Below are 14,016 nucleotides of genomic sequence, written 5' to 3'. Positions count from 1 at the left end.
CAGGTTCCCGGAGAGCGGTCGGACCATCTCCCCAGTGCTGGAGACGGCGGTCCTAGTGCTGGACGGCGCCTGGGAGCCCGTAGGCCTCCATCTGGGCCTGGACCTGCGCGATGTTATGGCCGAGCACGACGATGTCGTGGGTCTTGCCGTCGACGTCCCGGACGTGATCTCGCAGCAACGCTTCGGCCTTGAAACCGAGGCTCTCGAACACGGCGATCGCGGCCTGCTGGTCGACCGTCATCTGAACCGAGAGTTTTTCCAGGCCCGCGCCGAGCGCGAGCGCGAAGGTCTCCTGCGACAGCGCCCGCCCTACCCCCTTCCCGCGCACATCGAGCGAGACGACCATGCGAATCTCGCCGACATGGGGCGACCAGGAGTGCGGATCGCGCACCAGCGTGCCGCAGCCGACGACCTTGCCGTCCCTGACCGCAAGCAGGCTCGTAATCGCGCCACGCTCGATCTCCTTGACCCAGGCCGACAGCACCTTCGGCTCGCTGATATTGCGCGGCAAAAACAACAAATCGTGGGTCGGCAGGCCCTTGCCGAAGGCGAGCACCGCGGCTTCATCCGCAGGCGACATCAAGCGAATCTCGATATCGCCGGCGTCGGTCTTGACGTGACGCGGATACGAACGCTGCTCGCTCATGTCGATCTCTTCCCTAGCCAGGAATCCAGTTTCGGCCATAGCCGCTTCACGGCGTTGGCTCCCGCGACGAGCGAGACGTGACCGCCCTTCAGCATCACCTCTTCCTTGTCCGCAGATCCGATCTTCGCGATCAGGTGCTTGGCGGCGTCATACGGCACGATGTGATCATGCTCGGCGACCGCATGCAGAATCGGCACCTTGATGTTGTCGAGCTTCGCAGGCCGGCCGCCGACCGACATGGTGTCGTTGAACAGCTTGTTGTCCCACATCAGGTCTTTGGTGATGGCGCGGAAATACTCGCCCGCCAGCGGCAGGGTGTCGGTCGCCCAACGGTCGAACATGCGGTAGGACTTGACGAACTCGTCGTTCCAGATGTTTTCCCAGAGCTGGATCTGGCTCACCGTGCGCGAGGCCGGACGCAGCATCTCGAACGAGGACAGGATCATCTCCGGCGGCACGTTGCCGACGCTGTCGACGAGGCGGTCGACGTCGAAATAGCGACGGTCGGAGAAATTCGAGAACAGCTTCATCTCGCGGAAGTCGATCGGCGTGGTGAAGCAGATCAAATTCTTCATCGGCCCATCCTTGTGGATCGCGCCGTAGAGCAGCGACAGCACGCCGCCGAAGCAATAGCCGATCACGGAGACGTCCTGCTCGCCGGAATCAGCTTGCACCCGGCGAACACAGTCCGGAATGAAGTCGAGGACATAGTCCTCCATCCGCAGGCTCTTCTCCTCCGGCCGCGGCGCGCTCCAGTCGAGCATATAGACGTCGTAACCGCGCTTGAGCAGGAATTCGATAAAACTCTGGCCGGGGACGAGGTCGAGGATGTAGCCGCGGTTGGTGGTGGCCATCACGATCAGCACCGGCACGCGGTAGATCTCGTCCGACATGGGGCGATAATGATAGAGATTCATGGTGCCGCGCGAATGCAGCACGTCCTTGGGCGTCGATCCAAGTGATGGACCCGAGGTCGAGAAATATTCGACGCCCTTGATGCTGCGCTGGATGGCGCGCTGCACCTCGCTCTGGATGCGTTCCGGGATAGAAGCGAAATCAAGTCCGGGAGCTGCATTCATGCCTGCTCTCCGCCCTCAGACGGCGGGCGCTTGGTGCGCGGCGGCCGCAATGCGGAATCGCCCCCCTGAGACACGCCGGCACTTGCAGCCATCTGGTTCAGCAGCGACTTGATCTCACCGATCTGGACTTCGATAGCTTGCAGCCTTTCGGCAAGGCCTGTGACCTGCTCCCGACTCGGCAGGTTCATGGAGACCAAGTACTTCTCCATGAGTTCGCCGAGCTGCTTCTGAGCACCTGCAGCAACTCCCCCCGCACGGTTCATCGCCTGCGAAAACTCGGGCGACGACATGGCCTGGTTGGCGAAGGAGTTGAACCCCTTCTCCATCTCACCAACCATCTTTTGCCACATGGCGACCGGGTCATTGGTCTTGTCGGTCATCGGTGTCCTCCAGATGTCGAGAGCTTCGATGCTCTTCTTTTTCGCCATACCACACCGTTGCGCCGTGCCGGTCAACCGGCAAGCAGCGGCTCGGTGCCGCGCGCGGCTTTCATTGCAACGGGAAACCGTGCGATACAGCATCAGTCAAACGCTTGAGGGAACGCGCCCGTGAACGCCCATCAGCCGCCCCAGACAGTCCGCGCCAATGGCATCGAGATCTGCTACGAGATTTTTGGCAACGACAATGCCGAGCCGCTGCTGCTGATCATGGGATTAGGCGCCCAGATGATCCACTGGGACGATGCGTTCTGCGAGCAGCTTGCCGCACGCGGCTTCCGCGTGATCCGCTTCGACAATCGCGACATCGGCAAGTCGAGCCATCTGACGGGCGGCAAGCGGTTGACCCCGCTCGAGCTGCTTAAGCTGCGATTCTTCAGGATTCCCGTCGCGGCAACCTACAGGCTGATCGACATGGCCAAGGATACGATCGGGCTGATGGATGCGCTCGGCATCAAATCGGCGCATCTTGTCGGTGCCTCCATGGGCGGCATGATCGCGCAGGAGGTCACGCTGTCGTTCCCGCAGCGCGTGCGCTCGCTGACCTCGATCATGTCGACGACGGGCAGTCCGCGCGTGCCGCCGCCGACGCGCGAGGCGGCCGCAATGCTGATGGCGCCGCCGCCGCGCAGCAAGGAGGAGTTCATCGTCCGCTACGGCCAGACCTGGAAGGTGTTGCGCGCCGGGCATTTTCCGGAGGAGGAAGCGCTCGACCCGGAACGCGCCGAGCGCGTGTTCGCGCGCGGGCTCAATCCGGCCGGCGTCGGCCGCCAGCTCCGCGCGGTGCTCGCGTCCGGCAGCCGCAAGGAGCGGCTGCATGCCGTGCAGACGCCGACGCTCGTGATCCACGGTACCGTCGATCCCTTGGTGCGGCCTGAGGGCGGCAAGGACACGGCGGCGTCAATCCCGAACGCAAGATTGTTGATGATCGACGGTATGGGCCATGCACTGCCGATGCGGTTCTGGCCTGAGATCATCGGCGCCATCGACAAGCACGCGCATGGCGCGGCGGCGCAGGCAGCTTAACAGTTCTTCGCCATCCAGATCACATGGCGCGCACCGCCGCCCCTGCCGGTCGCGCGGACATTGACCTCGTTGACGTCGAAACCGGCGCTGCGAAGTCGCTTGGTGAAGGCCGGGTTGGGTCCCGACGACCAGACCGCGAGCATGCCGCCCGGCCGCAGCGCCGTCTTCGCCGCCTTCAGCCCGCTCGAACTATAGAGCGCATCATTGCCCTTGCGGGTCAGTCCCTCCGGCCCGTTGTCGACGTCGAGGAGAATGGCGTCGAAAGCCGACCGCTGCGCCCGGATGATTTCGCCGACATCGGTTTCCCGGATGCTCACCCGGGCATCATCGAGGCTCTCGCCGAACACTTCCGCCATCGGGCCCCGCGCCCAGACGACGACCGCCGGCACCAGCTCGGAGACCACGATCTTCGCCTTGGCGCCAAGCACCGCCAACGCCGCACGCAGCGTAAAGCCCATGCCCAATCCGCCGATCAGGACAACGGGCTTGGCGACCGTCTCGATCTGCTTCGCCGCGAGCGTTGCGAGCGCGGCTTCCGAACCCGACAGGCGGTTGTTCATCAGCTCGTTGGTGCCGAGCTTGATGGAGAACTCCTTACCTCGCCGCATCAGGCGAAGCTCTTCGTCGGAGCCGGGGATTTTGGCGGTGCCGATTTTTTCCCAGGGAATCATGAGGGACGTTTAGCATGATCGGGATTCGCAGGGTGGGTTAGCCGAAGGCGTAACCCACCTCTTTACTTTCCACGGGATCAGAAGCGGTGGATTACGCCGGCGGACTGCGCTGCGCGCAGCCGCGGGCTAATCCACCCTACGATCTCTGCCTACCCTCCCGCCCAGACGTCCAGCACATAGCGGTTCTTCGTCCCCATCTCCTCGATCCAGCGCGCACTGACGGCGGCGTCGCTGCCGCTCTTCTCGCGGTGGATCGCGACCAGTGCCGCTTTCACGTCCGGCTCCATCTTGCCGCCGTCGCCGCAGACATAGACGATCGCGCCCTGCTCGATCAGCGGCCAGACCTTGTCCTTCTGCGCGGCGAGCAGGTGCTGCACATAGGTCTTCGGTTCGTCCGCGCGCGAGAACGCAGTGAAGAGTTCCGTGATGCCGCTCGCCGCCAACGCCTTCAGCTCGTCCGCGTAGAGAAAATCCTGGTCGGGATGGCGGCAGCCGAAAAACAGCATCGCGGGTCCGAGGCTGGCGCCCTTCGCCTTGCGTGCGGCCCGTTCCTGAAGGAAGCCGCGGAACGGCGCAAGGCCCGTGCCGGGGCCGATCATGATGATAGGCACCAAGGGATCGTCGGGAAGCCGGAAGCCGGCCTTGGTCTCGCGTACGGTGGCGTAGATCGCATCGCCCGCGCGACGGTTGGCGAGATAGTTCGAACAGATGCCCTTGTAGGTGCCGCGGCCGGAGGCGGCCGGCCCTTCGACCACGCCGACCGTGACACTGCAGCGCGCCGGGTCGACCGACGGCGAGGACGAGATTGAGTAATAGCGCGGCGCCAGCAACGAGAGCATTTCGAGATAGACATGGAACGGCAACTCGCAGGCCGGATATTCGAGCAGAAGATCGAACACCGATTTGCGCCTGGCCAGGATCTCGCCCCGGTAACGCTCGAGCGGCTCAGCTTCCTCGCCGACGAAAGCCAGCAGCTTCGGCTTGGTGACCGGACAGCGGGTGTGCTCGGCCATGATCTGGATCTGCTTGCGCGTCGCCACCTGCTGCAGCTCGACGAACTCGCTGAGCAGGCGGCCGACGGACACGGCATCCCCCACCGGCAATTGCGCGCGGCGGCCCTCGGCGACCTGCAGCCTGATCTGATCGGCGGGCAGGAAGCCGAAGCGGCGCGCGACCGAATCCACTAGCGTGGGATCGTTGCGTGGCACGACACTCAAATGATCGCCGACGCGGTAGCTGGCGTTGGACGGCAGTTGCACCTCGATGTGGCGCGTCGAACGCTCGGAGGGCTTGGACCCGCCCTTGTTCTGAAGCTCGTCATTGACCAGCACTTTCATCGCCACCGCGCCGCCCTGGGCCACGATGGTGTTGACGGCGCTCACCGCCACCGGCTCGATCGCATAGAGCGGATCGTCCTCGGCGGTGCGGGTGAAGTTCCAGTCGATGCCGAATTCCTTGGTCGCGACCTGTGCCGCCGCCGGAAACCATTTCTGGAACTGGCCGTCGAGATCGCTGCGCGCATCGCCCTCGCCGCGCGGATAGACCGCGCGCGCGCCATGCGCCGACAATTGCTCGTCGATCAGACGCGGCACCGATTGATAGGTCGCGGCCCAGTCGCTGTTGCCGCAGCCGAACACGGCGTAGCGCACGCCGGCAAAGGCATCCTTCGGCAGGTCGCCGCCGAGCCATTTGACGAACTGCGTCGCGTTATCAGGCGGCGCGCCGTTATAGGAGGCGCAGATGATCAGAACGCCGCCCTCCTGCGGCAGCTTGCCGACGTAATCGTCGAGCGGGCCGAGATGCACGGCAAAGCCATTGATCTCGGCGAGATCAGCCATGCGCGTCGCCAGCTCCTCGGCGGTGCCGAGATTGGAGCCGTAAAGCACCAGCATCGGCGTGTTGTGGCCGGGCCGGGCGGTCGGCTGGCGCGGCGCCTTCGGCGCCGAAGTAGCGGCCGCGACTGGCCCGCCATAGGCGCCACGCTCGCGATCGACGCGCGGGCGCACCTTGATCTTGAAGCCTTCCGGCTTCATCGTCAGGGTTTCCTTCAGATGCATCTGGTAGCGCTGGTGGTCGATCAGCTTGAAGCGCTGCAGGATCATGCCGAGCGCGAGCGCGGCCTCGTGCATGGCAAAGCCGCGGCCAATGCAGGCGCGCTGGCCGTTGCCGAACGGCTTCCAGGCATTGACCGGCCGCTTGGCTTCCGCCTCGCGGCTGAAATTATCGGGATCGAACGCATCCGGATTCGGTCCCCAGACGCTGGGATCGCGATGCAGCGCGGTTACCAGAATGGTGGTGAAGGTGCCCTTGCGAAGCTTGTACTTGCCGCCGCCGAGCGTCTCGTCCTTGAGCGGCGAGATGCCATAGGCCGGCGCCGGCGGCCACAGCCGCAGCGCCTCTTTCAGGATCTGCGTGATGTAGGTGAGCTGCGTCACCTGCTGGTAGGTCGGCTTCGCGTTGACGTCGGGGCCGAAGACGCGGTCGACCTCGTCATAGGCCTTCTTGAGGATGTCCGGATGCTTGAGCAGCGCATAGAGCGTGTAGGACAACAGGCCGCTGGTGGTCTCGTGGCCGGCGATCAGGAACGTGTTGATCTGGTAGCGGATGTTGACGTCGTCGAGCTGCTCGCCGGTCGAACGATCGACGCCGGTCATCATCGCGGCGAGCATGTCCTTCTTGTCGTCGATCCCCTCCGCGCTCTTGCGGCGCTCGGCAATGATCTCGTCGACCATCTTGTTCATGAAGGCGACGTCTTCGGCGAGCGTCTTGCGCCGCTTCTGCATCCAGATCTGCTCGAACGGCAGGCCGCGTGTCATCATGATGGTTTCGAGCGAGCGCACCAGCGACTCGACGAAGGGATGGTAGTCGCGCCGGTAGAACGAATTGAAGCGATACTCGAAACCGCACAGGCCGATCGTATCCAGCGTCAGCGCCGTCATGTCGTGGACGACGTCGATCTCGTCGTCGGCGTTCAGCCGCTCCCATTTCTGGACGAGCTGCTCGGCGATATCGACCATGCTCGGATGGTAGGACTGCATGGCCCGGTTGCCGAACGGCTGGAGCAGGATGTTGTGCGCCTTGCTCCAATTCGGCTCTTTGGTGTCCGCCGTGAACAGCCCGTCGCCGCCAACCGCGCGTACGCGCCGCAGCGCACCGCGCACGGTCTTGTCGAAGCGCTTCTCATCAGACAGTTCATCGACGAGATCGTGGCCCGAGACGACCACGATCGGCGAGCCCATCATGTCGAGCCAAAAGATCGGACCGAGCTCCTTGGCGAGCCGCGTCAAATGCTGCACGGGGGCGGCCGAGTCCAGCGAAAGCATGTTGCCGACCACCGGCTTGGTCGGCGGATGCGGGATCGGGTCCAGACGGTTCTTGGATGACATTGACGTGCGTTTCCCCTGCCTTGCGTCATTCCGGGATGGTCCGAAGGACCAGACCCGGAATCTCGAGATCCCGGGTTCGACGCTACGCATCGCCCCAGGATGACGACTGCGTCGTCACCCAAACCGCCTTCTACGCCATTCGATCAGCTTGGCGCTGACCTCCTCCGGCTTCTCCTGCTGCGTCCAATGGCCACTGTCGCGGACCAGATATTTTTCGAGATCGGGGATCAGCTTGTCCATGCCATCGGCGGAAGACGGCGGCAACACCGCGTCGTTCTCGGCCATGATCATCAACGACGGCACCCGCACCGTATGATCGAGCCCTTCGGCGCGCGTCCAGTTGCGCGACATGTTGCGGTACCAGTTGATGCCTCCGGTAAAGCCGGTTCTGGTGAAATTGTCGACGAACACCTTCTTCTCTTCCGGCGACAGGATCGGCGTACGCGGATCATGCTTTGCGTCATAGCTGGCGATCATCTGCGGAAACGCCAGATTGACCCGCGGAGAAGCGCCGACGCCGGCAACCACCTCCTCTGCCGGCGCGTCGGCCGGGCGCGGCGCCGGCTTGCGCATGAACGCGTCAAAAGTCTGTTCGACGCGACTTCCGAAAATCCTGTCGGGCTCACGCGCCGGGTCCTGGAACTGCACGATGTACATCTTGTCGCCGAAGCGGGCGCGTAGGAGCTCGATCGGATCGGCCCAGGCACGGTTGGTATGCGGCGTGTTGATGCCGACCACGCCCGCCACCCGGTCGATGTGCCGCAACGGCATCTGCCAGACGATGAAGCCGCCCCAGTCGTGACCGACGAAGACCGCCTTGTCGATCTGCAAATGGTCGAGCAGCCCGACGAGATCACCGGTCAGGTGCTCGATGTCGTAATCCTCGACCGCCTCGGGCCGGTCGGTCGCGCCATAGCCGCGTTGGTCGGGCGCGATCACGCGGATGCCGGCCTCGCTCAGCGCTTTGATCTGGTGGCGCCAGGAGAAGGCCAGCTCGGGCCAGCCATGGCACAGCACGATCGGCGGCGTGTCCGTGATCGGGCCCGCCTCGTAATATCCCATGCGGATTCCGTTCGTGTGCACGAACTTGAGCTGTGGCATTTCAATCATCGAACCATTCCTATTCCGCAGCGCCCTTGATGTCGGTCGCCGGCGGCGCGTAGGCCGCCTCCAGCGCGGCGAACTCCTCCGGCAGCATGTCGCACATCACCTGCACATGCGGAATGATGTTGGCGCCGACGATGAAGCCGAAATCGAGCTGGTCGCGATAGCTCTGCACGGTAATGTTGAGCGCCTGCCCGTGCGTCGAGATCGACACCGGGAAGATGTGCAATAGCTCCGCGCCGGCAGCGTAAAGCGTCTGCCGCGGCCCCGGCACGTTGGACACGGTGATGTTGGCAGCCGGCGGCAGCACGTCCGACAGGTTCGAGCGGCTGTAGAGCAACGCCAGGATCTGCACCATGATCGGCGCGCCCAGCATCGAGATGTTGGAGACCTGGGGCATCAGCGCGCGCAGGGGATGCGACATCTCCTTGGACTTGGTCGATTGCGCGATGATGGCTTCGAGCCGCGCCTTGGGATCGTCGATGTTGGTCGCGATCGCGCAGATCATGCCGAACACCTGGTTGTTGGCTTCGGTGTTGCCCTCCTCGCGCAGCGAGATCGGTACCGCCGCGGTCAGCGATTTCGCCGGCAGCGTGCTGTACTCCTTCAGGTAACGCCGGACCACGCCGGAGGCGAGCGCCAGCACGACGTCGTTGAGCTTGCCGCCGGCCTGCTTGGCCAGCGCCTTCGCGCGAGACAGCGGGATCGACACACCGGCGAAGCTTCGCTCCGACGAGATGGTCTTGTTCAGCATGGTCGGCGGCGACACCATGCTGGCAAGGCTCTCGCGCGATTTGGGATCGGCGACCTTGCCGAGCACATCGGAGACGCTCTTGACCATGGTCGGGATATTGCCCGCGAAGCGCACCGCGCTCTCGATCTGGTACATCGCGTTGTCGAACAGGATCGAGCCGATGTCGCTCTTGCCGGTGCGCGGCAGTTGCAGGTTCTGGGCGGCCTTGCCGGCGTCGAGCGGCTGGTTGAAAAGCTGCTGGTAGGAATCCAGCAGGTTCGCCGCGATGTCGCGCGGCTCCTGTCCGGGCTTGCTGCCAGCCGCCGGCGGATCGACCTTCCGCGGGATCGGCGAGATGTCGTAGATCATGTTGGTCAGCGCCGCACCGGCACCGCCGTCGATGGCGGCATGGTGCATCTTGGAATAGAGCCCGACCTCGTTGTCCTTCATGCCCTCGAACACGTAGAACTCCCAGAGCGGGCGGGCGCGGTTCAACAGCTTGGCGTGCATCCAGCCGACGATGCGCTCCAGCGTGGCACGGTCGCGCGGCTGCGGCAGGCTGGCACGGAAGATGTGACGGTCGATGTCGAACTGATCGTCCTCGACCCAGGAGGGATGATCGATGTCGAGCGGCGCCTTCTCCAGCCGCGCCTTCAGGATCGGCGCGATATGCAGGCGCGAGACGATCATCGCCTTGAAGTCTTCGAAGAAGTCGCCCTTGTAATCGTCGGGCAGGCGAAAGATCGCCATGCTCCCGACATGCATCGGCATCTCCGGCGTTTCCAGATAGAGAAACGACGCGTCCAGCGACGACAGCTTCTTACCGTCAGCCATAATTCCCTCCCGCAACAATTTTGACGGGCGCCTTCTGGCGCTTCTCGTCAGGCCGATATTGCCTGTTCCGGCGGGGCATATGCAATGGCAAACGGCCCGGCCCGGTCAAATGGCGAGAATTCCCCTTCCGGTTGCGCCAGCCGGTCCGCCACGGCCCATAGCGCCGCGGGGTTCACCCCGAGCCCGATATGGCTCGCCAGGAGCACTTCGATGTTCTCGGCACGGTCGGAGGGACGGAGCAGGCAGGTCCGCCAGTTCACGACGCCGTCGGCCCGCGAATAGATCGACGTCGCCGGCACCGGCAGATCGCCGGCGATCGCCTCGCGCGCCTCAGCAAGATCCTCGACCCGTTCGCCGGACAGCGCTTCGTAGAGCCGCGTCGCGTTGGTCGCCCGCACGTCATTGGCAAACGGGCTGCCGAGCGTGATGACATAGCGAACCATGTCGGGCGCCTGGAGCGCGAGATCGCGGGCATAGACGCCGCCGAGGCTCCATCCGACTAGGCTGACCTTGCGTCCGCTCGCAGCATGGATTTCGGCAAGACGGGCGCGCAGCGACTCCCGAATCCGCCCGAGGCCGCCGAGATTACGGCCCATCCGCCAAGCCTGTGCCTCATAGCCGAGCTCGCTGAGATAGCGCCGCATCGGGGCCATCGAGAGGTCGCTGGCGAGAAAGCCCGGCAGCGCCAGCACCGGATGGCCATCGCCCCTCGGCGCTCGCATCAGGATCGGCGACAGCAACAGGCTTGCATTGAACTCGAACAGGCCGCGCGCTTCTGCAAGCAGCAGGGCGAGGCCCGGCGGACGAAGCCCGCCCGGGGCCTGCCGCCCGTCTGGCCCGGACGGCATTATTTCTTCTTGTCGCTGCTGCGCGTGCCGCCGAGGCCCGCCATCGTGACGAACATGTCCTGAAACCGCTCCGCGATCTTGGGATCGAAGGTGAACCAGCTCTGGATCAGCGATTCCGGCGAGACCTTCTCGATGTTGCTGAGCACCTGCTGCTGCAGCTTGTCCATCACCGCCGTCTGCATCGGTCCCACGTCAGGCAAACCGAAGAACTGGCGGGCCTCGAGGGGGGTGCAGTCGATTTCGATATTAACTTTCATGTCCCCTCCGGATGAGATTCGAGCGGCCTGCCGGCAGTATCGCCGCGAGTTGTGGTGCGACGCAAGCGGCCTGATGCAGGCGCGACATGCCGCGTCCCGCAATCGGCCGATATAGTCAACCAAAGTCGAAAGACGCGGTCCCCCATGCCAGGCGGCACGGTCAGCATTGCTGCACAGCGGTGCAACTTGGCGCGTTCCTTGCTGGAATGGCGCTTGCACCGGTCGAGAACTCTGGGCAACATGGATCAATCAGCCCTGCCGAACAATCAAAAATCATCGGCACGGCAGAGTGGAGAGGGTCAAGAATGTCAGTCGGTCGAAGTCTGTTTGCGGCGACGCTCGCCGGTACGCTTGCGTTGACGGTCGCGCCGGCGTCGAGCCAGACGCTGCGTTATGCCAACCAGGGTGACCTGAAATCCCTTGATCCCTATACGCTGAACGAAAGCACCACCCACGCCCATCTCGGTCACGTCTATCAAGGCCTCACCGCGCGCGACAAGGACCTCAAGATCATTCCGGCGCTGGCGGAAAGCTGGGAAACTCCGGAGCCGACCCGCTGGCGCTTCCATTTGCGCAAGGGCGTGAAATTCCATAACGGCGATCCCTTCACCGCCGACGACGTCGTGTTCTCCGCCGATCGCGTCCGCAAGAAGGGGTCCAATATGCAGACCCGCCTTGCGCCCGACGTCAAGGTCGTCAAGGTCGACGACTACACCGTCGACTTCGTCTTGCCATCGCCCAATCCCATCCTGCATAACTCGTGGGATGTCTGGTACATCATGGACAAGAAATGGGCCGAGGAGAACAACGTCGTCGATCCGACGCCGGTGGCGGCGACCACGCCGAGCTACGCCTCGCTCCACGAGAACGGCACCGGTCCGTTCACCATCGAAAGCCATCAGCCCGGCGTGAAGACGGTTTTCAAGGCCAACCCCAACTACTGGGGCAAGGTCGAGGGTAACCTGAAGGAGATCGTCTTCACCCCGATCGCTTCAGACGCAACCCGCGTCGCTGCGCTGCTCTCGGGCGAAGTCGACGTCATCGAGCCGGTGCCGATCCAGGACATCTCCCGCGTCGATTCCAGCCCCAACGCCCAGGTGCTGAAAGGGCCGGAGCTGCGCACCATCTTCATCGGCTTCGATCAGATGCGCGATGAGCTGCTCTACTCCAACATCAAGGGCAAGAACCCGTTCAAGGACGTCCGCGTCCGCGAAGCCTTCTACAAGGCGATCGACATCGAGCTGATCAAGAAGCGCGTGATGCGCGAGCTGTCGACACCATCGGCGCTGATGATCGCTCCGGAGTTGTTCGTGCTGTCCAAGGAGTTCACGCGGCCGAAATTCGACCCCGATGGAGCCAAGAAGCTCCTGACCGAAGCCGGCTATCCCGATGGCTTCGAGGTCACGATGGATTGTCCGAACGACCGTTACGTCAACGACGCCGCGATCTGCCAGGCCGTCGTCGGCATGCTTGCCCGCATCGGCGTCAAGATCAACCTGCTGGCGCAGCCGAAAGCGCAGTACTTCGCCAAGGTGTTGAAGCAGGGCGGCTACCAGACCTCGTTCTACCTCCTGGGCTGGACGCCGAGCACGATGGACTCCCACAACGTGCTCTATGACATCATGGGCTGCCGCGACGACGCGAAATCCTCACGCGGCGAGGCCAATCTCGGCGGCTACTGCAACAAGGAGTTCGACGCCATCACCGACAAGGTGCTGGTCGAAACCGATACTGCCAAGCGCAACCAGCTGATCAAGCAGGCCTACGAAATCGGCAACAAGGACTGGTCCTACATCCCGCTGCACCAGCAGGCGCTGGCCTGGGGCGTGTCGAAGAAGGTCAACCTGCCGCAGCGCGCCGACAATCTGGTCATGTTCCATTGGGCGACCAAGAAGGAATAGCACCAGTTGAACACGAGGTCCCGGCGGCGTCAGGCATCCGGGACCTTTCCTTTTCCGGCTGACAAAGACGTCGACCGCACGCACACCCAAGGATAGTGGAAGGCATGCTCGCTTTCACTCTTCGCCGCGCCGTTCAGGCCATCGGCGTCATGTTCGCCGTCGGCATCATCGCCTTCTCGATGTTCCGTTTCGCCGGCGACCCCGTCAATCAGATCGTCTCGATCGACACATCGGCGGCCGAACGCGAAGCCGTGCGCAAGTCGCTCGGCCTCGACGATCCCGTGCCGGTGCAGTTCGTGCGTTATTTCGCCGACGCCGCGCAATTCAAGTTCGGCGTCTCCTACCAGTTCCGCCAGCCGGTCTCGACCCTGCTGATGGAACGCATGCCGGCCACGCTGGAACTTGCGATCTGCGCCACCGTGTTTGCAATGGTGTTCGGCATTCTGATGGGCGTCTATTCGGCGCTGAGGCGCGACACCGTGCTGGCCAAATTATTCCAGGCGGTTTCGCTGATCGGCATCTCATTGCCGACTTTCCTGATCGGCATTCTCCTGATCTATCTGTTCGCGGTGACATTGGGCTGGCTGCCCTCGTTCGGCCGCGGCGAGGTGGTCAAGCTCGGCTGGTGGAGCACGGGCCTGCTCACGCTGTCGGGACTGAAGGCATTGATCATGCCCTCGATCACGCTCGGCCTGTTCCAGATGACCCTGATCATGCGACTGGTGCGGGCGGAGATGCTGGAAGTGCTGCGAACCGACTATATTCGTTTCGCCCGCGCCCGCGGGCTGACCACCCGCGCCATTCATTTCGGCCACGCGCTGAAGAACACGCTCATTCCCGTCATCACCGTGGCCGGCCTTCAGTTTGGCTCGGTTATTGCATTTTCGATCATCACCGAAACCGTGTTCCAATGGCCGGGCATGGGACTGCTGTTCGTGCAGGCCGTGCAAAACGTCGATATCCCGATCATGGCGGCCTATCTGCTGATGGTCTCGCTGATCTTCGTCACCATCAACCTGGTGGTCGACATTCTCTACACCGTAGTCGATCCGCGCCTGCGCGCGACCGTCGGCCGCGCTACATAAGGCCCCTGC

At 63.6% G+C, this 14,016-nt stretch carries 12 protein-coding genes; 3 read left to right on the top strand and 9 right to left on the bottom strand.

The genetic code is table 11. The annotated features are described in order from the left end of the window. Positions 1-52: 52 nt before the first annotated feature. From XI04_RS37115 to XI04_RS37105, 3 genes are read right to left on the bottom strand one after another with little or no spacing between them, the layout of a single operon-like run. Complete coding sequence (locus tag XI04_RS37115; RefSeq protein ID WP_161966493.1) at positions 53-646, bottom strand: GNAT family N-acetyltransferase; 594 nt, start codon at positions 644-646, stop codon at positions 53-55. Next, a complete protein-coding gene (locus tag XI04_RS37110) occupies positions 643-1,725 on the bottom strand; it encodes a PHA/PHB synthase family protein (protein ID WP_028143427.1) in 1,083 nt (360 codons plus the stop codon). Before XI04_RS37110 ends, XI04_RS37115 begins: the two co-directional genes overlap by 4 nt. Beyond that, complete coding sequence (locus XI04_RS37105) at positions 1,722-2,105, bottom strand: hypothetical protein (protein WP_038947063.1); 384 nt, start codon at positions 2,103-2,105, stop codon at positions 1,722-1,724. The genes XI04_RS37110 and XI04_RS37105 overlap by 4 nt, the downstream gene beginning before the upstream one ends. A 168-nt stretch (positions 2,106-2,273) precedes the next feature. Between XI04_RS37105 and XI04_RS37100 the strand changes: the two genes are divergently transcribed. After that, positions 2,274-3,188, top strand: a complete 915-nt coding sequence (locus XI04_RS37100; protein ID WP_028143429.1) for an alpha/beta fold hydrolase — start codon at positions 2,274-2,276, stop codon at positions 3,186-3,188. Here XI04_RS37100 and XI04_RS37095 read toward each other — a convergent pair. From XI04_RS37095 to XI04_RS37070, 6 genes are all read right to left on the bottom strand, one after another. Continuing rightward, positions 3,185-3,859, bottom strand: a complete 675-nt coding sequence (locus XI04_RS37095) for a spermidine synthase (protein WP_271609329.1) — start codon at positions 3,857-3,859, stop codon at positions 3,185-3,187. The two genes, XI04_RS37100 and XI04_RS37095, sit on opposite strands and share 4 nt — an antisense overlap. Before the next feature lie 149 nt (positions 3,860-4,008). Then, positions 4,009-7,245 carry a bifunctional cytochrome P450/NADPH--P450 reductase gene (locus XI04_RS37090; RefSeq protein ID WP_095426352.1) on the bottom strand — a complete coding sequence of 1,079 codons (3,237 nt, stop codon included), beginning with the start codon at positions 7,243-7,245 and terminating at the stop codon, positions 4,009-4,011. Between the two features lie 114 nt (positions 7,246-7,359). Next, positions 7,360-8,355 carry an alpha/beta fold hydrolase gene (locus tag XI04_RS37085; protein ID WP_028143432.1) on the bottom strand — a complete coding sequence of 332 codons (996 nt, stop codon included), beginning with the start codon at positions 8,353-8,355 and terminating at the stop codon, positions 7,360-7,362. Positions 8,356-8,365: 10 nt separating this feature from the next. After that, positions 8,366-9,916 carry a WS/DGAT/MGAT family O-acyltransferase gene (locus XI04_RS37080; protein WP_028143433.1) on the bottom strand — a complete coding sequence of 517 codons (1,551 nt, stop codon included), beginning with the start codon at positions 9,914-9,916 and terminating at the stop codon, positions 8,366-8,368. Between the two features lie 47 nt (positions 9,917-9,963). Then, entirely contained in the window at positions 9,964-10,764 is an 801-nt protein-coding gene (locus XI04_RS37075; RefSeq protein WP_038947054.1) for an esterase/lipase family protein, read from the bottom strand. Next, positions 10,764-11,021, bottom strand: coding sequence for a DUF6489 family protein (locus XI04_RS37070; RefSeq protein ID WP_028135213.1), 258 nt, complete (start codon positions 11,019-11,021; stop codon positions 10,764-10,766). The genes XI04_RS37075 and XI04_RS37070 overlap by 1 nt, the downstream gene beginning before the upstream one ends. A 305-nt stretch (positions 11,022-11,326) precedes the next feature. Between XI04_RS37070 and XI04_RS37065 the strand changes: the two genes are divergently transcribed. Both XI04_RS37065 and XI04_RS37060 read left to right on the top strand, forming a co-directional pair. Next, positions 11,327-12,922 (top strand): ABC transporter substrate-binding protein, encoded by a 1,596-nt coding sequence (locus XI04_RS37065; protein WP_038947053.1) that lies wholly within the window; start codon positions 11,327-11,329, stop codon positions 12,920-12,922. Between the two features lie 104 nt (positions 12,923-13,026). Next, positions 13,027-14,007, top strand: a complete 981-nt coding sequence (locus tag XI04_RS37060; protein WP_026201522.1) for an ABC transporter permease — start codon at positions 13,027-13,029, stop codon at positions 14,005-14,007. Positions 14,008-14,016 lie beyond the last annotated feature (9 nt).

Origin of the sequence: Bradyrhizobium sp. CCBAU 11430 (assembly GCF_028128855.1) — a bacterium.
In the GTDB taxonomy this organism is placed as follows: Bacteria; Pseudomonadota; Alphaproteobacteria; order Rhizobiales; family Xanthobacteraceae; genus Bradyrhizobium; species Bradyrhizobium ottawaense.
This window is presented reverse-complemented; position numbering and strand designations above follow the sequence as displayed.